Source organism: Pseudomonas sp. GW821-FHT09A09, from assembly GCF_059418405.1.
Map to the genome: position 1 here is coordinate 79,888 of NZ_JBWKPU010000023.1, position 25,045 is coordinate 104,932.

The window sequence follows — 25,045 nt, forward strand, 5'->3', positions numbered from 1 at the left end:
TCTTGGCCTGCTGACCCACAGGAGAATCATCATGCTTGCTGCTTCGTCCGCGTTTTTCCGGCTGCGTTGCCGGCTTTCAATGTTCGGCCTTGCCCTGCTTGCCGGTAGCGCAGGTGCCTGGGCCGATTCCAATGCCATTCGCCCTTACCGCATTCACGTGGACGAGGCGCAACTGGCCGACCTGCACAAACGTATCGCCGCCACCCGCTGGCCCGACAAAGAGACGGTCAACGACACGTCCCAAGGCGTGCAACTGGCCCAGGTACAGGCGCTGGTCAAGTACTGGGGTAACGGCTACGACTGGCGCAAGGCCGAGGCCAGGCTCAACGCGTTGCCGGAGTACATCACCACCATTGACGGCGTGGAGATCCAGTTCATTCACGTACGCTCGCGCAACCCCAATGCCATGCCGCTGATTCTGACCCACGGCTGGCCGGGGTCACAATTCGAGTTCCTCAAGACCATCGGCCCGCTCACCGACCCCGTAGCCTATGGTGGCCGCATCGAAGACTCGTTCGATGTGGTGATCCCCTCGATCCCCGGCCATGGTTTTTCCGGCAAACCCACCGAGCTGGGCTGGGGCCCCGACCGAGTGGCCAAGGCCTGGGATGTGCTGATGAAGCGCCTGGGCTACCGTCACTATGTGTCCCAGGGTGGAGACCATGGTTCGGTGATCTCCGATGCGCTGGGCCGCCTGTCGCCGCCCGGCCTGCTGGGGATCCACCTGAACATGCCGGCCACCGTGCCACCGGAACTGGTCAAGCCGATCAACAGCGGCGAACCGGCCCCGGCCACGCTGACCGATGCCGAGCGCACGGCTTACACCGCACTGAGTACCTTCTTTGGGCGCAACGCCGCCTATGGCGCGATGATGGTGACCCGTCCGCAAACCATCGGCTACCTGCTGGCCGATTCGCCCGCCGGCACGGCAGCCTGGATGTACGAGAAATTTGCTGCCTGGACCGACAGTGACGGCCAGCCCGAACGCGTGCTCAGCCGTGATGAGATGCTCGACGACATCAGCCTGTACTGGCTGACCAATACCGGCGCGTCCTCCTCACGGTTCTACTGGGAAAACAACAACAATAATTTCAGCGCCGCGGCGCAGAAGACCGACACCATCAAGGTGCCGGTGGGCATCACCGTGTTTCCCCACGAGATCTACCAGGCGCCGAAAACCTGGGCGCAGCGCGCGTATCCGTCGTTGTCCTACTACAGCCAGGTCAGCAAGGGCGGGCACTTCGCCGCGTGGGAACAGCCGCAGTTGTTCAGCGAAGAGTTGCGCGAGGCGTTCCGCCCCTTGCGTGCTGCGGCTAAGCCGTAACCTCACCCAGGCGTGCCTGTAGCTGGCGCAAGTCCTGGGTGTCGAATCCCTCTGAAAATTGCTCGCGGCACTGGTTCAGCAACTGTTGGGCCTCGATGCCGCGACCTTGTTTGTGCCACAGCGCAGCCAAGTCCATCGCGCTGCGCAGCGTCCAGCTGCGTGAGCCCTGTTGTTGGCTCAGTGCCAGGGATTCTTCCAGCAGGGCCTCGGGGCTGGCGTGAATACTGGCCTGGATACGCAACAGCTCGGGCAAGGCAAACGCATCGCCGCTGTGACGGCAATGCGCAATGGTGGCCTCGACCTGCGCCCGTGCCTTGTCGAACTGACCGCCGAGGATCAGGCCTTCGACCAGGGCCATTTCCAGGGTTGTGGTCAGTAACTCGTAACGCATGGTGTGCAGACGTGCCAGTGTTTCTTCCAGCACGTTGACGGCATCGCCCGGTTGCCCTTTGCGAATATCGATGGCGGCGCCGATCCCCATGGCGGCCGCGACATACGGGCCGAATGCATTGGCCTGGGCGATAGACCGGAAGGTTTCCAGACCGTCGACGGCCCTTTCCAGGTCGCCGGTCCAGATGTAGATCTGCAGGGTCCACACCAACGCGATGCAGTAGGTGGCCGCATGGTCGAGGGTGGCGGCTTGCGCCTCGACCTGTTGTGCGCCCAGTCGGGCCTGATCGGGGAACCCCATCAGCCACAGCGCGCGGGCCAGGGCCAGGCCGGTGCGGTTGCGGTGGTCGAAACCATAGTGAATGGTGAGGCTGCGCTCCGATGGCAAGCTGTTGCGCAGCGAGTGCTCCAGTGCCTGGCGTGCGCGTGTCTGGTCGCCCAGCAGGTGATAGGCAATGCCGGCCAGGGAGGCGGCCACGGCAATAGCTTCGGGTCGGTCGATCTGCGCGCCGACCTCCACCGCACGTTCGGCCCAGGCCAGTGAGCTGGCAAAGTCGCCGATGCGTTCATAGAAGATCTGCAAACGCCCCAACAGCCGCAGTTGAGAGGCGTGGTCGTCCAGGTTCACGGCAATGTCCAAGGCGCGCAGCAAGGCTTTTTCCGCCGTTGCGCTGTTGCCTTTGGTGAACATCAGCACCAGGCCCAGCGCGGCTTGCAGTTCCATTTCGGTTGGGGTGCCGAAGTAACCGAGCTCCAGCAGTTCAATGGCGCGGTTGCACCAGGTGCGGCATTCCACCAGCAGGGAAAAATGCAGGAACAGCTGCGCACTGGCGGCTGCCAGCGGCAAGGCCAGGCCGGGGTCGCCCTGGGGGCCGAAGCTCCATTCCAGGGCACTGCGAATATTGCCCAACTGACAGCCCAGTCGTGCCGAACTGGCGAAGATCTGGTGGGGGGTGCCGCCCAGGTGCTTGAGTTGCTCCACGTGGTAGGCCGCGTGGCGAAAGGCCAGGGCGTGTACTTCCTGGGGACCGCGCAGCTGCAGTTTTTCCCGGGCATAGGCACGGGTCATTTCCAGCAGGCGGTAAGAGGCCGGAAAACTGTCGCGATTGACCGTGACCAACCCTTTGGTGGCCAGCTCATCAAGGGTGGCGGCCACTGTGATCGGGTCGATCCAGTCGTCGGCGGTGATCTGGGAAGCGCCGTCGAGGCCAAACGGCCCGACAAACACCGCCAGGCGATCAAACACCAGGCGTTCGTCGGTGGACAGCAGGTCGTAGCTCCAATCGAGCATGGAGCGCAGGGTCTGGTGCCGGGGCGAGGCCGTCCGCCGGCCGGCCCAGCCCAGGGAAAAGCGCTCGCCGAGCAGGGCGTGGGTGGCATGCAGGCCATGCACGGCCACACGCACCGCCGCCAGTTCGATGGGCAGCGCCATGCCTTCCAGGCGTTGGCACATATCGGCAATCAGGTGCGCATCGCCCGGCGCGAGGGCCAGGGCGGCATTGCTCGACGACATGCGTTCGACAAACAGTTGCACGGCTGGAAAGCTGAGCAGTTGTTCGCCGTTCAGATCCCGCAACTCGGCAGGGAACGCCAGCGGGCTGAGCCGGTGCACGTGCTCACCACGGGCCCGCAGCGGTTCGCGGCTGGTGGCGAGGATCGCGACCGCCGGGGCGGCGTCCCGGATCTGCTCGACGATGGCGCAGACCGCGTCCACCAGGTGTTCGCAGTTGTCGAGGATCAGCAGCAACTGCTGCGAGTGCAGGTGCGCGAGCAGCACGAACATCGGCTCTTCGGCTTGCACCGCAATGCCCAGGGAACTGGCGAGGGCGAAAGGCACCAGGTCGGCATCTTCAACCTGGGCCAGATCGACGAAATGCACGGCGCCTTCCCCGTCGTGGCAGTGGCCGACCTCAACCGCCAGGCTGGTCTTGCCCACGCCACCGGGGCCGACGATGGTAAACAGCTTGGGCGGCTGCAGGCGTTCCATCACCAGGGCCACGTCGACGTCGCGCCCGATCAGGCTTGGGCGCGGCGGCAGGCCGCCGACGGTGCTGGTGACGCGTCTGGTTTTGTGCGGGGCGGGTAGGGCGAGGGGCGAGCGTTCGATCGGCGCGACGAAGGCGTAGCCCACGCCCACTTGGGTATTGATGTAGCGTGCGCCGTTTTCGCCATCCCCCAGGATGCGGCGCAACCCGGTCATGTGAAAGCGCAGGCTGCCTTCTTCGACGACTATATCGGGCCACACCAGGTTGATCAGTTCGCGCTTGGACACCACGCGTCCCGGGCGTTCGAGCAGGGCGATCAGCAGGTCGAGGGCACGGCCGCCGATCTCTACGGCCACGCCCTGGCAGGTGAGCAACCGCTCAGCAGGCATCACACGGAACGGGCCGAAGGCAAAGTACAGCGTCACGGGGTCGTGCAGGTCGTCAGGGGCGGACGCCACGGTCATCACGCTCTCGAAAAGGCAGGGGGGTGGGGGTTTCAGCATGATAGGTGTTTTAACGCTCCGTTCAAGTCGCGACAATCTCGCGGGCGGCGACTGCGCTGCGGGTTGCGGGCTTGAGGACGGGGGTCAGGCACAGCATCAACACCAGCACGGCAAAGAGCATCGCGTAAGCCAGGTTGTAGTTGCCGGTGTAGTCGCGCAGGGCGCCAAAGCTCAGCGGGCCGAGTGCGGCAATCAGGTAGCCGATAAACAGCATGAACACGGTCCAGGCGCCGGCTTCTGCCGGGGAGTTGGCGTTGTCCAGGGGCAACGTCATACCCACGGTGAACGCCATGCCCAGGCCGGTGGACACCAGCAGCACATACAGAGTGGGCCAAGCGCCGGGAGCGAACGCCATGCCGGCGGTGCCCAGCAGGGCCAGCAGGGTGCACAGCGCCAACAGGCCACGACGGTCATGGGCTTTGCCTGGGATCATGCCAGCACCGGCGCTGGCTACCGCAAACACGGCGGTAAACAAGCCCAGCAGGGCTCCGGCGGGCAAGGTCGTCACGGCGGTCTCGGTGGCCGCCGGCGCCAGCCAGGCGAAGAGGGCATACACCACAAACTGGCTGGCGCCGAAGTACAGCGCTACCCACCAGGCCTGGGGGTTACACCACGGTAACGGTACCGAGCGAGCGGGGTGTGAGCCGGCGTTGGCGGTGCTGCGTGCAAAGCGTCGGGCCATCCACCGCCAACTGATCACGGCTGTGATACACAACAGGCTCCACACCCCGGCCCCCACGCGCCAGCTCTGGGCAAGCTCGGTAATGGGGGCGGTCAGCAATGCAGACAGGGTAGCCCCTACACTGAGGCCTGCGGCATAAATACCCATGAAAAACGCGGGCCGGTGGGGGAAATGCGCTTTGATCCAGCCGCCGATCAGGGCGCCGGCGATGGCAATGCCAACACTGACCAAAAAGGTGCTGAGCAGCAGGTACGTGGCACTCGGCGACACTGCGCGCAGCAGGCACGCAGCCCCCAGCAACACCAGCGCGGCAATCACACAGCGGTCGGTGCCGAAGCGCCGGCTCAGGTCTGGGGCCAGCAACGCCAGGACACCCATGCAGACATCCGGGATGGAAGTCAGCAGCGCCGCCTGGGTGAAGCTCAGGTCATAGTGATCCTGGATCAACAGCAGGATCGGGCCCATGGACACGATCGCCGGACGTAAGGCGATGGACAGCACCAGCAGGCCGATGATGGCTGCCAGGCTGTGTTTGTCGGTCTCGGTGGAGGTCATATCGGTGTGCCCTTGAATCGTGGAGTCAGGGCGATCGTAGCAATGTAAAATAACCGACAAATGCCAGCTTCTATCGACAAAGTGACAACCTGAGGCGCCACCATGAAGCACGACGCACGCACTGTCGGCGCACCCACCGACCTGAACGGCCGCAGCGAGGATTACCTCGACTACCAGGACGTGCCTCGCGTCATGACGGCGCTGGTGCGCAACCAGGCGAGCGGCGAATACAACCCGCCTCATACCCACCACCATGGCCAGTTGTTGTATGCGATCAGTGGGGTGATGCGTGCGCAAGCCGATGGCAGCCTGTGGTTCTTGCCGCCCAAGCGCGCGTTGTGGATTCCGGCGGGAGTAGTGCATGACCAATTGATGCTGACATCGGTGCAGATGCGCTCGATCTACATCCAGGCCGATGCCGCCGCCCGCTTCGGGAGGAGCTGTCGGGTGGTGGATGTTTCGTTGTTACTGCGCGAGCTGATCCTGGTGCTGGCCAGTGAGCCGATCGAGTACTGCCTGGAGGGTCGCAATGCCCATGTGGTGGCCTTGATTCTGAGCGAACTGGCCGCCGCACGTACGTTGCCGCTGCAGATTCCCTGGCCGCTGGACCGCCGGTTGCTGGCGGTGTGCAACGCGATACTTGACGCTCCGGGGCAAAGCCATCGGGTTGAATACTGGGCCGACAAGGTGGGGGCCAGTTCGCGTACGTTGATCCGCCTGTTCCTCAAGGAAACTGGCCTGACGTACCGTCAGTGGGTGCAGCAGGTGCGTCTGGTCTGTGCCTTGGAGCGTCTGGAAAAGGGCGAGTCCGTTGGCCGGATCGCCCGGGAGTTGGGTTATGTGAGTGCCAGCGCGTTCAGTGCGATGTTTCGCCGGGCCACGGGCGCCTCACCGCGGGAGTTTGTGGGGGGCGACTGATTGTGGCAGCGCCAGTTGCGCACACAGGCCCCCGCCAGCGCGGTTGGACAGGGTCAAGGCGCCTTGCAGGCTCTGCGCCAGTTGTTGCGAGATCGCCAGGCCCAAACCTGTGCCTTTGGTGCTGCGACTGCGGGCGTTATCCAGGCGGTAGAACGGTTTGATCACCTCGGGCAACTGCGCTTCGGGAATGCCGGGGCCACGGTCAAGGACCTGGATCACCAGGCGTTCGTCTACCAGGGGTTCGACGTTGACCGTGACCTCGCTGCCGAACTTCAGCGCGTTGTCCACCAGGTTGACCAGCACCCGGCGCAGGGCATGGGGGCGGGTGTCGATAATGGTGCCGAGTTGCGCCCTGAGTACCACGCTTTGCCCGACATCCTGGTAGTCGAATACCAGGCTGTCGAGGAACGAATGCAGGTCCACACGACAACTGGCTTCGACCGTGCCGTCCAGGCTGCGGGCATAGGCCACGCCTTCCTGGACCAGGTGCTGCATCTCGCACAGGTCGTTGCACAGCTTGTCCCGCTCCACCGATTCTTCCATGAATTCGGCACGCAGTTTCATGCGGGTGATCGGCGTTTGCAGGTCATGGGAGATCGCGGCCAGTAACTGCAGGCGCTCCTGCAAACCGTTGCCGGGCGCGTCGGCCGGCGCGTTGTCAGGAGGCGACGGGCGCAATCCCAGCCAAAGGCAGCCGAACAGCAATGCCAGTTGCACCATCAATAACGGCGTCAGCCACAGTGACTCGGCCAACGCACTGATTTCAATCGCGAACGCCAGCCCCTGTGCGATCACCAGGCAGGCCAGATAGATCAGCGTCAGGGTGCGCGGCCAGCGCGGCGGCTTGAGTTCCATGTGGCTCACCCCAGTCGTTCGATGGCTTGGGCAACACCTGCGCCGTACGCCGGATCGGCGAGGGTGCAGTGCTGGATATGACGTGTCTTGGCGTCGGCGCTGGCGCCCTGGATCGAGCGTGCCGTGTTGGCAAACAGCAGCTGTTGTTGCGCCGGACTCATCAGGCGGAACAGCGCACCGGGCTGGGAGAAATAATCGTCATCTTCCCGGTGGTTCCAGTGCGCGGCGCTGCCTTGCAGGGCCAACGGAGGCTCGCGAAAATCCGCTTGTTCGGCCCACTGGGCCTGGCTGTTGGGCTCGTAGCCCGGGATGCTGCCGGCGTTACCGTCGGTGCGCATCTGCCCGTCGCGGTGATAGCTGTTGACCGGGCAGCGCGGCGCATTCACCGGGATCTGGTGGTGGTTCACGCCCACGCGGTAGCGCTGTGCGTCGCCGTAGGCAAACAGGCGCGCCTGGAGCATTTTGTCCGGCGAGAAACTGATGCCCGGCACTACGTTGGCGGGGTTGAAGGCGGCTTGTTCGACGTCGGCGAAGTAGTTGTCGGGGTTGCGATTAAGCTCCAGCAGGCCCACTTCGATCAGCGGGTAATCCCGGTGTGGCCAGACCTTGGTCAGGTCGAAGGGGTTGATCGGGCAGTGGGCTGCATCGGCCTCGGGCATGACCTGCACATAGAGCTTCCACCGTGGGAAGCGGCCCTCCTCGATGCTGGTATAGAGGTCGCGTTGGGCGCTTTCGCGGTCCTGTCCGATCACGGCGCTGGCTTGTTCATCGGTGAGGTTGTGGATGCCTTGTTCGGTTCTCCAGGTGAACTTCACCCAGAATCGCTGGTTTGCCGGGCTGATGAAGCTGAACGTATGGCTGCCGAAACCATGCATGTGCCGGTAGGACTGCGGCACGCCTCGGTCGCTCATCACAATCGTGACCTGGTGCAGGGCTTCGGGCAGCAGGGTCCAGAAGTCCCAATTATTGCGGGCGCTGCGCATGTGGGTGCGGGGGTCGCGTTTGACCGCGTGATTGAGGTCGGGGAATTTCAAGGGGTCGCGCAGGAAGAACACCGGGGTGTTATTGCCCACCAGGTCCCAGTTGCCTTGGGCAGTGTAGAACTTGATGGCAAAGCCGCGGATATCACGCTCGGCATCCGCCGCCCCGCGCTCGCCCGCCACTGTGGAAAAACGCACGAACACTTCTGTGGTCTTGCCGATGTGCGAGAACAGGTCGGCCTTGGTGAAGTGGCTGATGTCATGGGTGACGGTGAACGTGCCGAACGCGCCGGAGCCCTTGGCGTGCATGCGGCGCTCCGGAATCACCTCGCGGTCGAAGTGGGCGAGTTTTTCCAGTAACCACACGTCCTGCAACAACACGGGGCCGCGGGGGCCGGCAGTCTGCGAGTGGTTGTTGTCGACCACCGGTGCGCCGGCGGCTGTGGTCAGTTTTTTCATGCGCGAGTCCCCTGATGTCTGGTTGTTGTGTCACATCAAAACAGAGCACCCGGGGCAGGGCGATTGCACGTAGGTATCGACTGACGCACCTTCAGGCGAGTGTAAAGCTGACCTCGATGTTGCGACGGGTGGCTTTGGAGTAAGGGCAGTTCTGGTGAGCGGCTTCGATCAATTGCTGGGCGGTGTCCGCTTCGATGTCAGGCAATGAAACGTTGATGCGCGCTTGCAGGAAAAAGCCTTGCTCACCGTGCAACAAATCAACGTGAGCGTCCACGGCCGCCATGGCCGGGAAACTGATCTTGCGGGCGTTGCAGGCGTGGCGCAGGGCGCCCAGGAATGAGGCCGACCAGCACACCGCGAACAGTTGCTCGGGGTTGGTGCCGTTGCCGGGCGCCCCAGGCGGCGACAGTTTGACCCGCAGCCGGCCATCATCGCTTTGGCCGGTGCCCTCACGACCGCCGGTGGTGCGGGTGTGGCCGGAGTAAAGAACTTTTTCGATGCTCAACATGGACTGTCCTGGAAGCTGGCGGCGTTGGGGGTGGGGTCAGATAGCCCACAGGATGTCGGGCGGGTTCAACAGAGGGACGACGGTGTTGGCATGCAGATGGCTGAGCAAGGTGCCGCGCGCGATATCCAGCAACCAGGCGCGAAAGGGCAGACCGGGGTTGTAGTGGGCACGGTTTTCCAGGAGTGTCTTGAAGGCGCGTTGGACCAGGTACTCGACCTGTTCCGGGCGAACTCTTCCCGCTTGCACCTGACCCTCATAAAACGCGCTGAGCAGCGGCGTGACCTGGGTGGACAGTCGCCGCGAAGCACCGCGGTCACCGTTGACGACATTCGCCATCAAGGTGCGCAGCGCTTCATTGGCGAGTCGATCAACCTTGCACAGGCAACTGGCGCGATACCCTTCGGTCATGATGGCATCCCTCTTGAATGCTGACGGTGGTGAGCCTCAAGGGTGATGCCTTGCCGGTGATACGGCCAGTTATGTGCTGTTAGCAGTTGTTAGTCGAACCGCTGGCCGCGCCGAACGGTGCCGTTTCCCGACTGAATGCCTCCAGCTCCTTGACCAGCCCGAGGGCTGCGAGCAGGACCAGTTCGCGGCCTTTCTCCGGCGTTGCCTGGCCCGGGTCGGAGCCCATGCGGCCATCCGGGAAGCGCGAGCGGAAGTCGTGAGCCTCGCGGATCGGCCCAGAGTTGGCGATTTTTGGCGAATACTCTGCCGACTTGATCGCGTCTGGATAAGCCCACTGCGTCACGGCGATTTCCGACGGTGTGGCATGAATGCCATGCCCGCTAGGAAATTGCTGGTTGGCCAGTGCGCCCACGCCTTCCAGGTCCCACCAGTTCGTCAGTTTCAAGGCAAACCCGGCAGGCCGCCTGGCGAAGCTGGCTTCGGCATACAGCTGGGAAAACGCGGCCTCAATCGACGCGATATTGCCGCCGTGGCCATTGAGGAAATAGATCTTCTCGAAGCCGTGTGCCACCAGCGAGCGGGTCCAGTCTTCGATGGCGGCAATAAAGGTCGAGGGGCGCAGCGTGATGGTGCCGGGAAAGCCGAGGTGATGCTGTGCCATGCCGATGTTGAAAGTGGGGGCGATCAGGATATCGGCGGATTCCTGGGCGTGATGCGCAATGATCTGCGGGCACATCCAGTCGGTGCCCAGCAGGCCGATGGGGCCGTGCTGTTCGTTGGAGCCGATGGGGATGACGATGGTACGGCTGCGCTGCAGGAATGTCTCGATTTCAGACCAGGTCGACAGATGTAAAAGCATGGTGAGGCCTCACGGTTCAGTGATGGAACATCAGGTGTGCGTGGGCATCACATCACGGGGTTTCGCAAGGCGACATTGCACGTAGGTGTCGATCAAGGGCACTCGCCGCTGCTGGCGCGGACTAAACAACAGGGCGCACACACGCGTCCTGTTTTTCTGACATGGACCGGACATGAACCCTACCAACCTGCAATTCAAGACCCTGCTGTTACTGCTGGCCCTGGTCACCATCGCCTTTATCTGGATATTGCTGCCGTTTTACGGCGCAGTGTTCTGGGCGGTGATCCTGGGCATCATCTTTGCGCCGATGCAACGCCGGCTGCACATGAAATTTGGCTGGAACCGCAACCTGACCTCGCTGGCCACCCTGACGGTGTGCCTGGTGATCGCCATTTTGCCGGTGATCATCACCAGTGCTTTGTTGGTGCAGGAGGGCGCGACACTCTACAAGAACATCGAAAGCGGCAAATTGGACGTGGCGGGGTACATCGAGCAGTTCAAGAACATCTTGCCGCCGTACTTCCAGCACCTGCTGGATCGCTTCGGCATGGGCAACCTGGAAGGCTTGCGGGAGAAGATCGTCAAGAGCGCGATGCAGGGCAGCCAGTTCTTTGCGTCCCAGGCGTTCAGCTTTGGCCAGGGCACGTTTGATTTCCTGGTGAGCTTTTTCATCATGCTGTATTTGCTGTTTTTCCTGCTGCGCGATGGCCCGGAACTGGTGCGCAAAGTGCGCACGGCGGTGCCTCTGGCCGAGCCGCAGAAGCGCCGGTTGCAGCTCAAGTTCAACCGGGTGGTGCGGGCCACGGTCAAGGGCAACGTATTGGTGGCCGTGACCCAGGGCGCGTTAGGTGGTTTGATCTTCTGGTTTTTGGACATCCCCAGTGCGTTGCTCTGGGCGGTGTTGATGGCGTTTCTGTCGCTGCTGCCGGCAGTCGGTGCAGGGATTGTGTGGGGGCCGGTGGCCGCTTACTTCCTGTTAAGCGGTTCGATCTGGCAGGGGGTGGTGCTGGGGTTGTTCGGGGTGTTTGTGATTGGCCTGGTGGACAACGTGCTGCGGCCGATCCTGGTGGGCAAGGACACCAAGATGCCGGACTACCTGATCCTGATCTCGACCCTGGGCGGCCTGTCGGTGTTTGGCCTGAACGGGTTTGTGATCGGGCCGTTGGTGGCGGCGTTGTTCATGTCGAGCTGGGCGTTGTTTGTGGAAAGCAAACCGCGGGTCAAGCTGCCGTTGCCGTAGTAATCAGGCGTGAAGCCTGAAGTTCGAGGCGGTTTGCAGCTGTTTTTCGGCGGCGGACAGCGACGTGATTGGGCCGCTGATGGTTTCGCCATCGCGTACCACGTACCAGCAAGCCAGTAGCCCACGCTCCCGAAGAGGGGCGGGGACGGCGCTGCCGATGACGGACATTATGTGAGCAGTGGGCATACGTACCTCCAATCGTTATGGAGGTCACCTTACGGGGCTGCGGCCCCGGGGAAAAATCACCTGTCTCGATAGTCGACATCAACGCCAGGCGTCAATCCACCACCTGGTCGAGCATGATCACCACTTCCTGTTCACTGAGCAGGCCCTTGCGCACCAGGTTTTCTGCCAGCAGGGCCAGGAATTTGGCGCTGCGGTGGCCTTCGAGGTGCTTGAGCTCGGTCAGGGCGCTGTAGACCTTGCTGGACGTGCACAGGCCAGCGGTGCGGTGCGGGTTTTGCGTGGGCATGGTCGGTCGTCCTTAGTTGTTATTGGGTGGACAGGGTCGATAGTGAGACTGTTGCGTGACGCAAACATGACAGTGCTAGCCGTGTCCGGGCAAGTAGACATTGCCATCAATCATGTGCGATTACGCCCCGGGCATTGTTCTGACAGCGACCTTGGCACGATGAATCCGGACTTTGCAGGCAAAAAAAAGGCCCCGCGTGTGGGCGAGGCCTGTTCCTGTCGTGTCGACTCACGTATTACCAGCCGCGGCCATAGTAGCCGTGGGGAGGGCCGTAATAACCACGCGGTGGGCCGTAGTAGACCGGCGCCGGGCGGTAGTAAACCTGTTGTTGCACATACACCGGTGGTGGCGGTGCGTAGTAGACCGGTGGCGGCGCGGCATAGACCGGTTGCGGCTGCACATACACGGGTTGCTGCACGTAGACCGGCTGGGACTGGCTGGCCACCACGGAGCCGACAACGGCTGCGCCGATCAAACCACCCAATATGGCCGGGCCACCCCAGCCACCACCGTGGGCGGAGGCTTGGCCTGCCATAGCGAGTGCGCCGATAAGCAAGGCGATCTTGGGGATTTTACGAATCATGGTCATTCCTCGGTTAGCCCCTGCGCTTGTGGTCTGCAATCAATAGACTCAAGTAATGTCGCGGGGATACTTTTAAGACAACGTATTTCTGAAAAACAGCACGGCCGATAGGTAAAGGTTGTGTAAGGTCTGTACCGGTTTGCTTACTCAAAGGAGTTATTCATGCAGATGCACCCCAACAAAGACACCCAACTGTGCATGTCATTGTCGGCGCGTCCCGGGAATTTTGGCTTGCGTTTCCATAACCACCTGTACGAACAGCTGGGTCTGAACTTCTACTATAAGGCTTTCAGCAGCCGGGATTTGCCCGGCGCGATCGGCGGTATTCGGGCGCTGGGCGTGCGCGGTTGCGGGGTTTCGATGCCGTTCAAGGAAGCCGCCATTGCCCTGGTGGACGAACTGGATGAGTCGGTCCAGGCCATCGACTCCCTGAACACCATCGTCAACACCGACGGCCACCTCAAGGCCTACAACACCGACTACATCGCCATCGAGCAACTGCTGAAGAAGCACGCAGTGCCCAAGGCATCGACGTTCGCCCTGCGCGGCAGCGGTGGCATGGCCAAAGCCGTGGCCAGTGCCTTGCGGGACGGTGGGTATGCCAATGGCGTTATCGTGGCGCGCAACGAAGTGGCGGGCCGCGCGCTGGCGCAGAACCTGGGGTATGAGTGGCAGGCCGAGCTGGGCGAGTTGCGCCCGCAGATGCTGATCAACGTCACGCCGATCGGCATGACCGGCGGGCCTGAGGCGGACGCGCTGGCGTTTGAGGCTGATGCGATTGAGCGTGCAGAGACTGTGTTTGATGTGGTGGCGATCCCCGCCGAAACGCCGTTGATCGTGCGCGGTCGTGCCCAGGGTAAGCGGGTGGTCGCCGGGTTGGAGGTGATTGCGATCCAGGCGTTGGAGCAGTTCGTGCTCTATACCGGGGTGCGGCCGACGCAGGAGCAGTTCCAGGCGGCAGTGGATTTTGCCCGAGGTTAACGGGCACTGGAGAGCCCCTGTGGGAGCTGGCTTGCCAGCGATAGCGATATAACAGGTTAGATATCTATGACTGAAACACCGCTATCGCAGGCAAGCCAGCTCCTACATTTTGGATAGCGTCAGGCCTGTTCCAGCTGGGCCAGGCGCTCTTCCAGCGCTGCAATCCGCGCTTCCAGCTCTTCGATGCGCTCGACCGAAACACCCCCCGTCCCACGCTCCACCGGATTCCCCCGTGCAGACAGTATCGCCTCGATATCCGCCGGATCCCCCAGCGCATGGGTGTAGCGATCTTCCCGCTGCCCGGCCTGACGCGGCACCAGCAGCGCCAGCCCGCGTGCAATCAAGCGCTCAAGCTGGTGCACCACCTGCTCGGCATCTTCAAAGTCATGCATGCGCCCGCTGCGGGTCAGCAGTTCGTTGACGGTTTGCGGCCCGCGCAGGAACAGCAGCCCGATCAGGATCACCTGGGCCGGCACCAGTTCCAGCGCCTTGTCCACGCGATGCTCCCAGCGATCGGCACGGCTGCCCATTACCAAGCGGGTAAAACCCAGGCCTTCCAGCGCCCGCAGGCTCTGGCCGACCTGGCCCTGGCTGAGGTTGGTCACGGGCTCGCGGCTGGTTTTCTGGTTGCAGGCCAGCACCAGGGCGTTGAGGGTCAGGGGGTAGGTTTCCGGGTTGGTCGCCTGTTTCTCGATCAGGCAGCCCAGGATGCGGATTTCCGTGCTGTTCAGGCGCGGCTCAGGGGTGTCGGTGTCGTGCTCGGCGGTCATCGCGCTTTCCCTATGCAGTGAAGTGCCTAGCGTAAGCCGGAAAAAATAAAAGACAAGCGACGGGCCGGTCTATAATCGTCGCCTGTTCAAACCGTGCCATCACCCATGAGACTGCCATGACTATTTCCCTGTACGCCGCTTCCATTCCGGTCTTCAAGCAAATGCTCACCGCCCTGAGCGGTGTGTTGACCAAAGCTGAAGCCCACGCCACTGCCAAGAACATCGAGCCCAATGCCCTGCTGCAAGCGCGTCTGTTCCCGGACATGTTCCAGCTGGTGCGCCAGGTACAGATCGCCGTCGACTTCGCCAAGGGCGTTTCGGCGCGCCTGGCCGAGATCGAAGTGCCTAAATACGATGACAGCGAAGTGACCTTCGCCGACCTGCAGGCGCTGATCGCCAAGGTGCTGTCGTTTGTCGACACTATCCAGCCTGAGCAAATCGACGGCAAGGAAGGCATCGAAATCATCACCCGCCCAGGCACTCCTAAAGAGAAGCGCTTCAGCGGCCAGTCCTACCTGCTGACCTACGGCCTGCCGCAGTTCTTCTTCCACGTCACCACCGCGTACGCCTTGCTGCGTCACAACGGTGTGGAAGTGGGCAAACGCGACTACATGGGCGCGTTCTAAGCCTTGATGCGTCGAAGCCCGGTGTGTGCCAGCAGGCACCACCGGGCTTTTTCATGGGCTGCATTCGACACACTCTGTTAAGATTCGACATCCCTTTATCACTCTATCTTTCAGCGAACCCTCGGGTTGTCGTTGATGTTGTCGTTTCTGGAGTTTTCATGTTGTTCCCTATCCTGCTGTTGTCGGCTGCCGGTTTTACCGTGCTGACCACAGAGTTTGTGATTGTCGGCCTGCTGCCCTCTATTGCGCGGGACCTGAACGTCAGCGTGCCCCAGGCGGGGCTGCTGGTGACGTTATTCGCGTTTACCGTCGCGGCATTCGGCCCGTTTCTCACGGCGTATTTCGCGCGATTCCAGCGCAAGCGACTGTTTATCGTCATCCTGGTCCTGTTTGGCATAGCCAATACCGTGGCGGCGCTGGCGCCGAATATCTGGGTAATGGCATTGGCGCGGTTGATCCCGGCCCTGGGGTTGCCAGTGTTCTGGGCCTTGGCCAGTGAAACGGCGGTGGACATCGTCGGTCCCGAATACGCCGGGCGAGCCATCGAGAAGATCGGTTTTGGCATTGTCTGCGCCACGGTGTTCGGCATTCCCGTGGGCACGCTGATTTCCGACATGTTCGGCTGGCGCAGCGCATTTGCGATCCTCGCCGTGGTGGCCTTGGCCAAGGCCTTGCTGCTGTTCATCTACCTGCCGGTGACGAAACCGAAGAACGACCAAGTGACCTTGCGCGCGCAGTTCAAGATCCTGCGCAGCCCGCTGATGCAGGGGCATATCCTGCTGTCGATCCTGGTGTTCTGTGGCATGTTCACCGCCTATACCTACCTGGCGGACATCCTCGAGCGCCTGGCCGGGTTCGACGGCTCGCTGGTGGGCTGGTGCCTGATGGGTTTTGGCGCTGTCGGGCTGATCGGCAATGCGCTGGGCGGCCGTGCGGTGGATCGTCACCCTCTGATTGCGTCGATGGTGTTCTGCGCGTTCATGATTGCCGGTATGGTGGCGCTGGTGCCCGCGATTCACTCCACCCTTGGTCTGGCCGCTGCGATGGCGGTGTGGGGCGTGACCCAGGCCGCGATGTTTCTGGTCAGCCACGTGCGCTTGATGAAGGCCGCGCCCCACGCGCCGGCGTTTGCCGCGTCGTTGAACATTGCCGGGGGCAACCTGGGGATTGGCTTGGGCGCCATGGTTGGCGGGCATGTGATCGACAACCTGGGCCTGGGTAGCCTGGGGTTTGCGGCGTCCGGGTTTATCTTCGTATCGATCCTGCTGGCCCTGTGGCTGATGACCGCCAGGCAACCAGACACCGCGGGCGCCTGAGTAGTCAGGGCAGGGCGGTAAACAGCTCCCGTCGAGCACCTTCGGTAATCGCCACGATGCCGGGGTGCTTGACCTTGCGCTCCACCGAGATCGCGTAGAACGACTCGGTCACCGCGTCGGTCTGGCCAATCAGCGCCACGCCGTATTGGCGCACTACCTCATCGGCAATCACGCTGGGGGCGATGAATATCCCGCTGCCGGATTGGCCGAAAGCCTGCATCAACGCGCTGTCGTCGAATTCACCGATGATCTTCGGCTGGATTTGCTGCTCTGCAAACCAGCGCTGCAAACGGCTGCGCACTACCGTCTCTGCGCCAGGAATCAACAGCGGCGCACCCTGCAGACAGTGTGGGAAATCGCCGCCGTACCGGTCAGCCAACGCCTGGGTGGCGAAAAAGCTGATGCCGCATTCCCCCAGTTTCTGGCTGTAACCCTTGATGTCCAAGTGAGAGGGCATGGGGCTGTCGGAAATCACCAGGTCCAGGCGCTGGATCGCCAGGTCGGCCAACAAGCGTTCGAGTTTGTCCTCACGACAGGTGATGCGGATCGGTTCACTGAGCTCCATGGTCGGGGCGATCAGCCGGTAGACGATGGATTTGGGCACCACATCCGCCACGCCGACGCGAAACAGGATCTGCTGTTCATTGGGCTGGGCGCGCAACATCGCCTCCAGCTCGTTGCCGGTCTGGAACATTTGCTCTGCGTAGGGCAGGGCCTGGCGCCCGGCCTCGGTCAGTTCAAGCTGGCGGCCGACACGTTGGAACAATGCAACGCCAAAGGTTTGCTCGAGCAGGCTGATCTGCCCGCTGATGGTCTGGGGCGTGAGGTTCAGTTGCTCACAGGCGCGCACGATGCTGCCGGTCTTGGCCACGACCCAGAAGTAATGCAGTTGTCGGTAATTGAGCACGATGGCAATCACTTCGTGAAAACCGAAGTATACGCGAGAAAAATACGAATTTTCCTGAAGTGTTCGCCTGCATAGAATGCCTCGCTATCGAGGGGCCACTACTTGGACCCAATGGTTCTAACGAGGAATACTTCATGAAACTCAATTCCCTGGGCGCCGCGTCGTTGCTTGCGCTTTCATTGGTAGTGGTCAGTGGTTGTGATCAGGTTGAGAAGAGCGCCCAGCAAGTGCTGGGCAAGGCGACCGAATCGGCCAAGCAAGCGATCGACGATACCCACAAGGCTGCCGAGCAGGCGTTGAGTGAAGCAACCCAGGGGCTGATCAAGCCTGAGAAGCCGGAAAAAGAAGCCGAAGACGCTTCCGACACCAAAGAAACCTAATTCCCCAGCATTACCACGTCAGGACTGACCTATGGACTACCTTTTACAACTGGCCGCCAGCCCCACCGCCTGGGTTGCACTGGCGACCTTGATCGTCATGGAAATCGTACTGGGCATCGATAACCTGATCTTTATCTCGATTCTCACCAACAAATTGCCGGAAAAGCATCGGGCCAAGGCCCGGCGCATCGGTATCAGCATGGCGTTGGTCTTGCGCCTGGGCCTGTTGAGTACCATCGCGTTCATCGTGCAACTGACGGCGCCGGTGTTCGAGATCTTCGGCCAGGCGTTTTCGTGGAAAGACATGATCCTGATCGCCGGTGGCCTGTTCCTGGTCTGGAAGGCGACCACCGAAATCCATCACAGCATGGACCCGGAGCCGGAAGAGAAAGAAACCAGTGCTGGCAACGTCGTGGCGATCGGCTTTGCTGCGGCCATCGGGCAGATCCTGTTGCTCGACCTGGTGTTCTCCATCGACAGCATCATCACGGCTGTTGGCATGACCGAACACTTGCCGATCATGATCATTGCCGTGGTGACGTCGGTGATCGTGATGCTGGTGGCGGCCGAGCCGTTGGCCAAGTTCATCAACGACAACCCGACCGTGGTCATGCTGGCCCTGGGCTTTTTGATCATGATCGGCATGACGCTGATCGCCGAAGGCTTCGGCGCCCATGTGCCAAAAGGCTACGTGTATGCCGCCATGGCGTTCTCCGCCGTGATCGAGTGCCTGAACATCGCACGACGCAACCGCCACAAGCGCTTGCTCGCCGCCCGCCAATAAAAAAACGCCGCATTCTGCTGGTCAGAATGCGGCGTTTTCAGTGTGCGGCCCATTACAATTCGGCGCTGACCTGGGTGGGTTCAGGGCAATTCTGGCCGCCGTTGTCCAGGCCTTGCTTGTAGTTGCGGCTCAGCAGCGAAGCCTTGCCGTTGTGCCAGGTCAATGTCAGTACGTACAGCGTATCGTAGTCGCTGCCCGACCAATCCTGGGTAATCGTGTGCTTTTCGCCCGAGGCTTCACTGGCCACCTTGTTGATCAGCTCCGGCAGGTAGCCGTGTGACCAGGCGGTGTAAATGATCGCGTTGTGATACTTGTCTTCCACCAGTTCGTCGGCCAGGGCACTGGTGTCATTTGCCGAGAACTTGATGTTCACCGGCAGGCCCAGCTTGATGGCGCTGGGGCTGATGGTCATCAGGGGGCGAATATAGCTGTATGAATTGTCCTTCTCGCCTTCCTCGACATTGCGCGTCGGGTTGGCGGCAAACACGAAATTGGCCTTGCCGAATTTTTCCGGCAATACGGTGGCCAGGTTCATCGCGCGGTTCAGGCCCTGGCAGTTGAGCTGGCCGAGGCCGCCGCTGGGTTTTTCACCGTGGCGCAGGAAGACCAGGGTTTGCACGCCGTCCACCTGTTCGGCCTTGCTCAACGGGGATTCGAGCGTCAGCCCGATGGCGCCGCCCAGCAACAGCAGCGACGGCAAGATGTAGGTATAGCGTTTGAGGCGTTGCGCAAGGCACAGAGGCTTGATTGTCATTGTAGGTTCGAGTCTTCGTGCTTCGGATTAAGGCGGATGGGCCCGCTGTGGTTTTCCTTGTCGTTGTACGAGGTGTCTCCTTTCACCGTGTGGGCGCACGTATGAGTCCGCATTGACGCTTTGGTTCGCCTGCGCCGCAGATTAGCGTGGGTATGTTGCGCATTGATGACCCATGCACAGTGGCGCTCAGGTGACTATCATGGGGGCTTTCTGCCCAGGGATTTCCCGATGAACGCACTCGCCGCTTTCCCGATCAACAGCAAATGGCCGGCCCAGCACCCAGAACGTTTGCAGCTGTATTCGTTGCCCACGCCCAACGGCGTCAAGGTGTCGATCATGCTCGAGGAACTGGGCCTGCCCTATGAAGCGCACAAAGTCAGTTTCGAGACCCAGGACCAACTGTCACCCGAGTTCCTGTCCCTGAACCCCAACAACAAGATCCCGGCGATCATCGACCCCAATGGCCCGAGCGGGCAGCCGTTGGCGCTGTTCGAGTCCGGCGCGATCCTGATTTACCTGGCGGAAAAAACCAGCCAACTGCTGTCCGAAGACCCGGCCACCCGCTACGAAACCCTCCAGTGGCTGATGTTCCAGATGGGCGGTATCGGCCCGATGTTTGGCCAATTGGGCTTTTTCAACAAATTCGCCGGCAAGGCCTACGAAGACAAGCGCCCCCGCGACCGCTACGCCGCCGAATCCCGACGCCTGCTGGATGTGCTGGAAAAACGCCTGCTGGGCCGCACCTGGATCATGGGTGATGACTACAGCATCGCCGACATTGCCACCTTCCCGTGGATCCGCAACCTGATCGGCTTCTATGAGTCTGGCGACTTGGTGGGCATCGCTGATTTCCCCAACGTGCTGCGTGCGCTGGACGGTTTTGTCGCACGCCCGGCCGTGATCCGTGGCCTGAACATTCCGAGTTGACGCATGCCGACCTTCGATTTCAAGCAGCTGGATGTCTTTAGCCGCATCGCGCTCAAGGGCAACCCGCTGGCGGTGGTGCTGTGGGCCGACAGCCTCACTGACCAACAGATGGCCGATTTCGCCAAGTGGACCAACCTCAGCGAAACCACGTTTTTGCTGACCCCGCGTGACCCGAAGGCCGACTACCGGGTGCGAATTTTCACCACCCTCAAGGAGCTGCCGTTCGCCGGCCACCCCACACTGGGCAGTTGCCACGCGTGGCTGCAGGCGGGGGGCATCCCCAAAGGTGAAGAGATCATCCAGGAATGCGAAATCGGCCTGGTGCGTATCCGCCGCCAAGGGGATGAACTGGCCTTTATCGCGCCGCCGCTGATACGTTCCGGCGCGGTGGAGGCGCCGTTGCTGGAGCGCGTACGCCTGGGGTTGGGTTTGGCGCCCGAAGTGATCCTGCGCAGCCAGTGGGTCGACAATGGCGCGGGTTGGCTGGCGCTGATGCTGGCTGATCGCGAGCAGGTGCTGGGTTTACAGCCAGACTACTCGCAACTGCTGGGCCTGGCAGTGGGCGTGATCGCCGCCTGCGACCCTGTGCGCGATGCCGTGGATGCGCAATTCGAAGTGCGCGCCTTTATTGCCGGTGACGGCGCCCAGGAAGACCCGGCCACCGGCAGCCTGAACGCGGGCGTTGCCCAATGGCTGCTGGGGGAGGGCCTGGCGCCTGAGCGCTATGTCGTCAGCCAGGGCACGGCAATGGGGCGGGCGGGGCGCATTCGCATCGAGCGCCACGGCCCTGAAATATGGGTGGGCGGTGCGGTTGCGGTGTGCATCGACGGGCGCCTGCAGCTCTAGATCAATACATTGTTACAGGCCTCGCAATACACTGTTGGTCCCCGCGCGTTTGTGCCGTGGGGGCCTAGGGGCATAAGCTTTCGCCCCAAATATGTATGCCTTTACCGTTTTGGAAGCCAGGAAAGCCATGACCAGCCAGTTCCCCCAAGCCCGCCCACGCCGCCTGCGCCGCTCCCCGGAGCTGCGTGGCTTGTTCCAGGAAACCGAGTTCACCCTGAACGACCTGGTGCTGCCGATCTTCGTCGAAGAAGAAATCGACGACTTCGTACCGATCACCAGCATGCCGGGCGTGCAGCGCATCCCTGAGAAAAAACTCGCCGCCGAAATCGAGCGTTATGCCCGTGCCGGCATCAAGTCGGTCATGACCTTCGGCGTGTCCCACCACCTGGACGCCAGCGGCAGCGACACCTGGAAAGAACGCGGCCTGGTCTCACGCATGTCCTCGATCATCAAGGACGCCGTACCGGAAATGGTCGTGATGTCCGACACCTGCTTCTGCGAATACACCGACCACGGCCATTGTGGCGTGATGCACGGCGTCCACGTCGACAACGATGCAACCCTGGTCAACCTCGGCAAACAAGCCGTGGCGGCCGCTCGCGCCGGTGCCGATGTCATCGCACCGTCCGCCGCCATGGACGGCCAGGTCCAGGCGATCCGCCGCGCACTGGATGACGCCGGCTTCACCCACATCCCGATCATGGCCTACTCCACCAAATTCGCCTCGGCCCTCTACGGCCCGTTCCGCGAAGCTGGCGGCAGCGCCCTCAAGGGCGATCGCAAAAGCTACCAGATGAACCCGATGAACCGCCGCGAAGCCGTGCGCGAATCGCTGCTGGACGAACAGGAAGGCGCGGACGCACTGATGGTCAAGCCGGCCGGCGCCTACCTCGACATCATCCGCGACATCCGCGAAGCCTCACACCTGCCGGTGGCGGCGTACCAGGTGAGCGGCGAGTACGCGATGATCAAGTTCGGCGCCCAGGCGGGCGCGATTGACGAAGCGCGGGTGGTGCGCGAGACGTTGGGATCGATCAAGCGCGCGGGGGCGGATTTGATTTTTACGTATTTTGCGATGGATTTGGCGTTGGCGGGGATTTGATTTAGGTGAGTGGCTCTGTGCCGGGTGAGTTTGCTTGTCACAGGGCCGCTCAATACTGAAAGAGTCAGATCTTTTTGTTTTTCTAGACGGAATATCATGGGGCGTTGTTTTTTAATCAAGGCTGTATGAAATACAAGTTGGACATGGAGCCTTCAATTTTTCTGACCTTTCCCTTTTCTAGATATTCATTGAACTCATGCTCTAGGAACTTTATGTCAGTGTATTTTTCATGCTGTTGTGGAGTTTCGCATGCATACATATAGAGTCTCCAAGGGTCGAAGCCATCAACTCGCCCGCCAGGACCATAGTCGAAATCGATGCATATATCAGAAAGATAAACGCTACAGCCAACTCCGTGCAGTTCGTATTCCACTCCATCAGTAAGCACGCCACATCGTGGGATTTTATTTGCCCACCATAATTTTAGGATGTCTTTAGTTTCAAATGAATGCTCAAGTAACTCGGCTGCCTGTTGTACTTGTTTTATGTATTCGTTTATCAAGTCTTCTAGCGTTCTATTTTTCATCTTCTTGGCCTGTCCAGTCTGTCGAGTCCAACTGCATTTGATTCGTCTATGACATCTTGAGCGCTGTTATACGAGCTTTTATAAGATTTCAAGTTTTCGATCAGCTTTATAGTGACTGGGGTGTGCGTTTGTCTCGCTGCCGAAGCTCGATGGTGCCCATCGATAATATAGCGTTGTTCGATGTGCTCAAACACGTTGACGGGTTTTGCGTTGTTATATGCGGTCTATGCATGTTGCGAGCAATGGCTTCGAATTCTACACTGCAATTCCAAAGGGGCTTACCTCGTTTTCTTTCAACTAACAAGAGCTTTTGTAATGTCTCAGTCGACTCAGAAGAGTCTGCATGAACTTTTTCTGGTCAATTACAGGCTCACTAAAATACGTCGTCATCGTTTTGAAAACTGCATCGAAGCTGTTGTCAGTTGACAAAAAATGTTCGATTGATTCGATGAACCATTCTTGCTCTGGTTCTGTGTACAACAGAAACTCCGGTTTTGTCAATTCGTCGAAAAGCTCTATAAGCTCTGCTTCGGAATTTATGTTTTTTGAGGATATGCAGCGTTCTCTTTCTAGATCGTCAGTGTTTTCTATGTCATATGTGAACAGTAGGCCGCGGATTATTGACATACTAGGTTTTTCTTTCATTTTCATAGCTCTGTATAGGCTGTTTTAGGTTTGCCGTGGCTGTTAAGTATGACTCTTGCTTTACGCTGTTGACTGTATTCCATTCCATCTTTGGAATACCCTTCGCCAATAATTTTTCCCATGTCCATTGGTTTTAATGACGCTACATGGCCCTTTCTCCTAAAAATTAGCTGTGCTCGGTATATTGCATTTAATTGATCTCTATGGCTAAGGTAATGAGTTGCGGAAGGTGGGTATTTAGGCTCCCCTATATGTGGGCCTGAGGTGTATACCTCGACAATTCCAGTCGTCGGGTTTTTTGCTGTCAGCAACCTTTCGTACTGAGATTCGAGTGTTGTTTGCGCACCATGTTTTTCCAAGAAGTGTGCACCAGGTGTGGCCTTTTCAAGCTCGTCTAGACGCCTATAGGCGTTAGCCTCAGCAAGCTCATCAATTCTTGCCTGTCGCTGCCCACGCGTCAGTTGCGGTAGCGCAGGTTCTCCGTGATTAACACTTTCCGTGGGTGGTTGATTTGTGGTGCTTGGCTTGCAGCCATCGCCTCCAGGACATGTGCTTAAACCTAGCGGATCCACCCACCCCGTAGGATTGGGCACGTACTGGTACGCGTTGATCCCACCCGCCAGCTTCACCGGGTCCGGTGTCAGGTAACGACCCAGATCCGGATTGTAGTAGCGATGCCGGTTGTAGTGCAGCCCGCTTTCCTGATCGAAGTACTGGCCCTGGAAGCGCAGCGGGTTGTCGATTTTTCCGACGTCCAGGCGGCTGATTTCGCCGTAGGCGCGGTAATGGGCGGACCAAACGATTTCGCCGTTGGGAGCGGTGAGTTCTTGTGGGGTGCCCAGGTGGTCGAGTTGGTAGTGGTAGGGCTTGGTTTGTTTGGGGCCAAAGCCTTCCAGTAAAGCCAAGGGCCTGAAGCTACCGGGTTCGTAGAGGTAGCTGCGATGGCGGTCTTTGTGATGCTCGGCAATCAGCTTGTCGCCCTGCCAGAAAAACTCTGTGGTTATACCGTCAACGGTTTTGCTGATCCGCCTCCCAAACGGGTCATAGCGATAGCTAGCAGTCTGCCCGTTGGGTTGCGTGATTCCGATCAGCCGGTGCTGGCAGTCATAGCGGTATTCAGTGACCAGTGCGTGCCCACGTCCACGTCGCTCACGGATCAGGTTCCCGAAGGCGTCGTAGTCGTAATGCCGGTCGCCTTGGATCATCAAGCGGTTACCGGCGACGATGTCCGGGCCGGGGCGGTTTTGCATGAGCAGGTTGCCGGCCGGGTCGTGGGCGAAGCGTTCTTGCAGGTCCTGGGAGTGGTCGGCGCGGGTGAGGCGGTTCAGTGGGTCGTAGGTGTAGTCGTGCTGGCCCTTGCGGGTGTCGAGCAGGCGGGTGAGGTTGCTGGACTTGTCGTAGGTGTAGTGGCGTCCGTAGAGCTGGTGCTCCTGCTGGGTGATGGTGTGGGCGTGCAGGCGCTGTTGGTCGTCGTAGTGGTAGTGGCTGAGGAGCTGGCCTTGTTGGCGTTGGTGTTCCTGGCCGGCTTTGAACAGGTGGGAGGTGAGGACTTCACCATTGAGTTCGACGGTGGCGAGGTGGCCGCCTTTGGCATGATTGAAGACCAGGCGGTTGTTGTCGGGCAGGCGCAGGTGCTGGAGTTGGCCACAGGCGTCGTAGCCATAACGCAAGGTGCCCCACCCTTGGTGTTCGGCGGTGAGGCGGTTTTGGTTGTCGTACTCGTAGGCTAAAGCCCAGTGACCGTCCTCGACACCGAGGAG

The 25,045-nt window shown here is 60.7% G+C and carries 25 protein-coding genes and 1 pseudogene; 11 read left to right on the forward strand and 15 right to left on the reverse strand.

The genetic code is table 11. The annotated features are described in order from the left end of the window. Positions 1-31: 31 nt before the first annotated feature. Entirely contained in the window at positions 32-1,324 is a 1,293-nt protein-coding gene (locus AC07OV_RS19980) for an epoxide hydrolase family protein (protein ID WP_176997526.1), read from the forward strand. Here AC07OV_RS19980 and AC07OV_RS19985 read toward each other — a convergent pair. Together AC07OV_RS19985 and AC07OV_RS19990 are read right to left on the reverse strand one after the other, a co-directional pair. Next, a complete protein-coding gene (locus AC07OV_RS19985) occupies positions 1,314-4,157 on the reverse strand; it encodes an ATP-binding protein (RefSeq protein ID WP_495092838.1) in 2,844 nt (947 codons plus the stop codon). The two genes, AC07OV_RS19980 and AC07OV_RS19985, sit on opposite strands and share 11 nt — an antisense overlap. A gap of 67 nt (positions 4,158-4,224) precedes the next feature. Continuing rightward, positions 4,225-5,439 (reverse strand): MFS transporter, encoded by a 1,215-nt coding sequence (locus tag AC07OV_RS19990; protein WP_494998867.1) that lies wholly within the window; start codon positions 5,437-5,439, stop codon positions 4,225-4,227. Positions 5,440-5,541: 102 nt separating this feature from the next. On the opposite strand from AC07OV_RS19990, the gene AC07OV_RS19995 reads away from it, so the two are divergent. Further along, positions 5,542-6,357 (forward strand): AraC family transcriptional regulator, encoded by an 816-nt coding sequence (locus AC07OV_RS19995; protein WP_495092830.1) that lies wholly within the window; start codon positions 5,542-5,544, stop codon positions 6,355-6,357. Here AC07OV_RS19995 and AC07OV_RS20000 read toward each other — a convergent pair. The 5 genes and pseudogenes from AC07OV_RS20000 to AC07OV_RS20020 all read right to left on the reverse strand — a co-directional run. After that, a pseudogene (locus tag AC07OV_RS20000) lies at positions 6,328-7,167 on the reverse strand (sensor histidine kinase); the annotation flags it as partial. The gene AC07OV_RS19995 and the pseudogene AC07OV_RS20000 overlap by 30 nt on opposite strands. A 50-nt stretch (positions 7,168-7,217) precedes the next feature. Beyond that, positions 7,218-8,651, reverse strand: a complete 1,434-nt coding sequence (locus AC07OV_RS20005) for a catalase (protein ID WP_176997530.1) — start codon at positions 8,649-8,651, stop codon at positions 7,218-7,220. 91 nt (positions 8,652-8,742) lie between these two features. Next, positions 8,743-9,159 (reverse strand): organic hydroperoxide resistance protein, encoded by a 417-nt coding sequence (locus AC07OV_RS20010; RefSeq protein ID WP_494998864.1) that lies wholly within the window; start codon positions 9,157-9,159, stop codon positions 8,743-8,745. Between the two features lie 36 nt (positions 9,160-9,195). Then, positions 9,196-9,567: a sigma factor gene (locus AC07OV_RS20015; protein ID WP_494998863.1), complete on the reverse strand. Its 372-nt coding sequence runs from the start codon at positions 9,565-9,567 to the stop codon at positions 9,196-9,198. Between the two features lie 79 nt (positions 9,568-9,646). Continuing rightward, positions 9,647-10,426 (reverse strand): creatininase family protein, encoded by a 780-nt coding sequence (locus AC07OV_RS20020; protein WP_495092831.1) that lies wholly within the window; start codon positions 10,424-10,426, stop codon positions 9,647-9,649. A 172-nt stretch (positions 10,427-10,598) separates the two neighbouring features. On the opposite strand from AC07OV_RS20020, the gene AC07OV_RS20025 reads away from it, so the two are divergent. After that, entirely contained in the window at positions 10,599-11,666 is a 1,068-nt protein-coding gene (locus tag AC07OV_RS20025) for an AI-2E family transporter (RefSeq protein ID WP_176997534.1), read from the forward strand. 3 nt (positions 11,667-11,669) lie between these two features. On the opposite strand, the gene AC07OV_RS20030 is transcribed toward AC07OV_RS20025, so the two are convergent. From AC07OV_RS20030 to AC07OV_RS20040, 3 genes are all read right to left on the reverse strand, one after another. Then, positions 11,670-11,852, reverse strand: coding sequence for a hypothetical protein (locus tag AC07OV_RS20030; protein ID WP_495092832.1), 183 nt, complete (start codon positions 11,850-11,852; stop codon positions 11,670-11,672). 91 nt (positions 11,853-11,943) lie between these two features. After that, positions 11,944-12,138 (reverse strand): hypothetical protein, encoded by a 195-nt coding sequence (locus AC07OV_RS20035; RefSeq protein WP_071483469.1) that lies wholly within the window; start codon positions 12,136-12,138, stop codon positions 11,944-11,946. 235 nt (positions 12,139-12,373) lie between these two features. Further along, entirely contained in the window at positions 12,374-12,727 is a 354-nt protein-coding gene (locus AC07OV_RS20040; protein WP_078741781.1) for a hypothetical protein, read from the reverse strand. A 156-nt stretch (positions 12,728-12,883) separates the two neighbouring features. Here AC07OV_RS20040 and AC07OV_RS20045 point away from each other — a divergent pair, with 156 nt between their 5' ends. Next, positions 12,884-13,702: a shikimate 5-dehydrogenase gene (locus AC07OV_RS20045; protein WP_495092833.1), complete on the forward strand. Its 819-nt coding sequence runs from the start codon at positions 12,884-12,886 to the stop codon at positions 13,700-13,702. 119 nt (positions 13,703-13,821) lie between these two features. On the opposite strand, the gene AC07OV_RS20050 is transcribed toward AC07OV_RS20045, so the two are convergent. After that, positions 13,822-14,472: a YceH family protein gene (locus AC07OV_RS20050; RefSeq protein ID WP_494998860.1), complete on the reverse strand. Its 651-nt coding sequence runs from the start codon at positions 14,470-14,472 to the stop codon at positions 13,822-13,824. Positions 14,473-14,588: 116 nt separating this feature from the next. Between AC07OV_RS20050 and AC07OV_RS20055 the strand changes: the two genes are divergently transcribed. Both AC07OV_RS20055 and AC07OV_RS20060 read left to right on the forward strand, forming a co-directional pair. Continuing rightward, entirely contained in the window at positions 14,589-15,098 is a 510-nt protein-coding gene (locus AC07OV_RS20055; RefSeq protein WP_176997538.1) for a DUF1993 domain-containing protein, read from the forward strand. 158 nt (positions 15,099-15,256) lie between these two features. Then, positions 15,257-16,414, forward strand: a complete 1,158-nt coding sequence (locus AC07OV_RS20060) for an MFS transporter (protein ID WP_495092834.1) — start codon at positions 15,257-15,259, stop codon at positions 16,412-16,414. 4 nt (positions 16,415-16,418) lie between these two features. Here AC07OV_RS20060 and nhaR read toward each other — a convergent pair whose 3' ends face one another. After that, complete coding sequence (nhaR, locus tag AC07OV_RS20065) at positions 16,419-17,321, reverse strand: transcriptional activator NhaR (protein WP_176997540.1); 903 nt, start codon at positions 17,319-17,321, stop codon at positions 16,419-16,421. A 134-nt stretch (positions 17,322-17,455) separates the two neighbouring features. On the opposite strand from nhaR, the gene AC07OV_RS20070 reads away from it, so the two are divergent. Continuing rightward, a complete protein-coding gene (locus AC07OV_RS20070) occupies positions 17,456-17,701 on the forward strand; it encodes a hypothetical protein (RefSeq protein WP_178925604.1) in 246 nt (81 codons plus the stop codon). Between the two features lie 31 nt (positions 17,702-17,732). Then, positions 17,733-18,485, forward strand: a complete 753-nt coding sequence (locus tag AC07OV_RS20075) for a TerC family protein (protein WP_176997542.1) — start codon at positions 17,733-17,735, stop codon at positions 18,483-18,485. Positions 18,486-18,537: 52 nt separating this feature from the next. On the opposite strand, the gene AC07OV_RS20080 is transcribed toward AC07OV_RS20075, so the two are convergent. Then, a complete protein-coding gene (locus AC07OV_RS20080; protein WP_176997543.1) occupies positions 18,538-19,239 on the reverse strand; it encodes a histidine phosphatase family protein in 702 nt (233 codons plus the stop codon). Positions 19,240-19,467: 228 nt separating this feature from the next. Between AC07OV_RS20080 and AC07OV_RS20085 the strand changes: the two genes are divergently transcribed. The 3 genes from AC07OV_RS20085 to hemB all read left to right on the forward strand — a co-directional run bounded on the left by AC07OV_RS20085 (position 19,468) and on the right by hemB (position 22,114). Next, entirely contained in the window at positions 19,468-20,166 is a 699-nt protein-coding gene (locus tag AC07OV_RS20085; protein WP_176997544.1) for a glutathione S-transferase N-terminal domain-containing protein, read from the forward strand. Between the two features lie 3 nt (positions 20,167-20,169). Continuing rightward, complete coding sequence (locus AC07OV_RS20090; protein WP_495092835.1) at positions 20,170-21,012, forward strand: PhzF family phenazine biosynthesis protein; 843 nt, start codon at positions 20,170-20,172, stop codon at positions 21,010-21,012. Between the two features lie 127 nt (positions 21,013-21,139). Then, positions 21,140-22,114 carry a porphobilinogen synthase gene (gene hemB, locus AC07OV_RS20095; protein WP_176997546.1) on the forward strand — a complete coding sequence of 325 codons (975 nt, stop codon included), beginning with the start codon at positions 21,140-21,142 and terminating at the stop codon, positions 22,112-22,114. A gap of 115 nt (positions 22,115-22,229) precedes the next feature. On the opposite strand, the gene AC07OV_RS20100 is transcribed toward hemB, so the two are convergent. Together AC07OV_RS20100 and AC07OV_RS20105 are read right to left on the reverse strand one after the other, a co-directional pair. Then, the gene (locus tag AC07OV_RS20100; protein ID WP_495092836.1) at positions 22,230-22,640 is read right to left on the reverse strand and encodes a DUF6896 domain-containing protein; all 411 of its coding nucleotides are present in this window, start codon (positions 22,638-22,640) and stop codon (positions 22,230-22,232) included. A 647-nt stretch (positions 22,641-23,287) separates the two neighbouring features. After that, a partial coding sequence (locus tag AC07OV_RS20105) for an RHS repeat domain-containing protein (protein ID WP_495092837.1) occupies positions 23,288-25,045 on the reverse strand: 1,758 nt, incomplete at its 5' end.

What these genes read in the sequence shown, in the direction of transcription:
- AC07OV_RS19980 (WP_176997526.1), top strand. Translation starts at nt 32, where the DNA reads ATGCTTGCTGCTTCGTCCGCGTTTTTCCGGCTGCGTTGCCGGCTTTCA.
- AC07OV_RS19990 (WP_494998867.1), bottom strand. Translation starts at nt 5,439, where the DNA reads ATGACCTCCACCGAGACCGACAAACACAGCCTGGCAGCCATCATCGGC.
- AC07OV_RS19995 (WP_495092830.1), top strand. Translation starts at nt 5,542, where the DNA reads ATGAAGCACGACGCACGCACTGTCGGCGCACCCACCGACCTGAACGGC.
- AC07OV_RS20005 (WP_176997530.1), bottom strand. Translation starts at nt 8,651, where the DNA reads ATGAAAAAACTGACCACAGCCGCCGGCGCACCGGTGGTCGACAACAAC.
- AC07OV_RS20010 (WP_494998864.1), bottom strand. Translation starts at nt 9,159, where the DNA reads ATGTTGAGCATCGAAAAAGTTCTTTACTCCGGCCACACCCGCACCACC.
- AC07OV_RS20015 (WP_494998863.1), bottom strand. Translation starts at nt 9,567, where the DNA reads ATGACCGAAGGGTATCGCGCCAGTTGCCTGTGCAAGGTTGATCGACTC.
- AC07OV_RS20020 (WP_495092831.1), bottom strand. Translation starts at nt 10,426, where the DNA reads ATGCTTTTACATCTGTCGACCTGGTCTGAAATCGAGACATTCCTGCAG.
- AC07OV_RS20025 (WP_176997534.1), top strand. Translation starts at nt 10,599, where the DNA reads ATGAACCCTACCAACCTGCAATTCAAGACCCTGCTGTTACTGCTGGCC.
- AC07OV_RS20030 (WP_495092832.1), bottom strand. Translation starts at nt 11,852, where the DNA reads ATGCCCACTGCTCACATAATGTCCGTCATCGGCAGCGCCGTCCCCGCC.
- AC07OV_RS20035 (WP_071483469.1), bottom strand. Translation starts at nt 12,138, where the DNA reads ATGCCCACGCAAAACCCGCACCGCACCGCTGGCCTGTGCACGTCCAGC.
- AC07OV_RS20040 (WP_078741781.1), bottom strand. Translation starts at nt 12,727, where the DNA reads ATGACCATGATTCGTAAAATCCCCAAGATCGCCTTGCTTATCGGCGCA.
- AC07OV_RS20045 (WP_495092833.1), top strand. Translation starts at nt 12,884, where the DNA reads ATGCAGATGCACCCCAACAAAGACACCCAACTGTGCATGTCATTGTCG.
- AC07OV_RS20050 (WP_494998860.1), bottom strand. Translation starts at nt 14,472, where the DNA reads ATGACCGCCGAGCACGACACCGACACCCCTGAGCCGCGCCTGAACAGC.
- AC07OV_RS20055 (WP_176997538.1), top strand. Translation starts at nt 14,589, where the DNA reads ATGACTATTTCCCTGTACGCCGCTTCCATTCCGGTCTTCAAGCAAATG.
- AC07OV_RS20060 (WP_495092834.1), top strand. Translation starts at nt 15,257, where the DNA reads ATGTTGTTCCCTATCCTGCTGTTGTCGGCTGCCGGTTTTACCGTGCTG.
- AC07OV_RS20070 (WP_178925604.1), top strand. Translation starts at nt 17,456, where the DNA reads ATGAAACTCAATTCCCTGGGCGCCGCGTCGTTGCTTGCGCTTTCATTG.
- AC07OV_RS20075 (WP_176997542.1), top strand. Translation starts at nt 17,733, where the DNA reads ATGGACTACCTTTTACAACTGGCCGCCAGCCCCACCGCCTGGGTTGCA.
- AC07OV_RS20080 (WP_176997543.1), bottom strand. Translation starts at nt 19,239, where the DNA reads ATGACAATCAAGCCTCTGTGCCTTGCGCAACGCCTCAAACGCTATACC.
- AC07OV_RS20085 (WP_176997544.1), top strand. Translation starts at nt 19,468, where the DNA reads ATGAACGCACTCGCCGCTTTCCCGATCAACAGCAAATGGCCGGCCCAG.
- AC07OV_RS20090 (WP_495092835.1), top strand. Translation starts at nt 20,170, where the DNA reads ATGCCGACCTTCGATTTCAAGCAGCTGGATGTCTTTAGCCGCATCGCG.
- hemB (WP_176997546.1), top strand. Translation starts at nt 21,140, where the DNA reads ATGACCAGCCAGTTCCCCCAAGCCCGCCCACGCCGCCTGCGCCGCTCC.
- AC07OV_RS20100 (WP_495092836.1), bottom strand. Translation starts at nt 22,640, where the DNA reads ATGAAAAATAGAACGCTAGAAGACTTGATAAACGAATACATAAAACAA.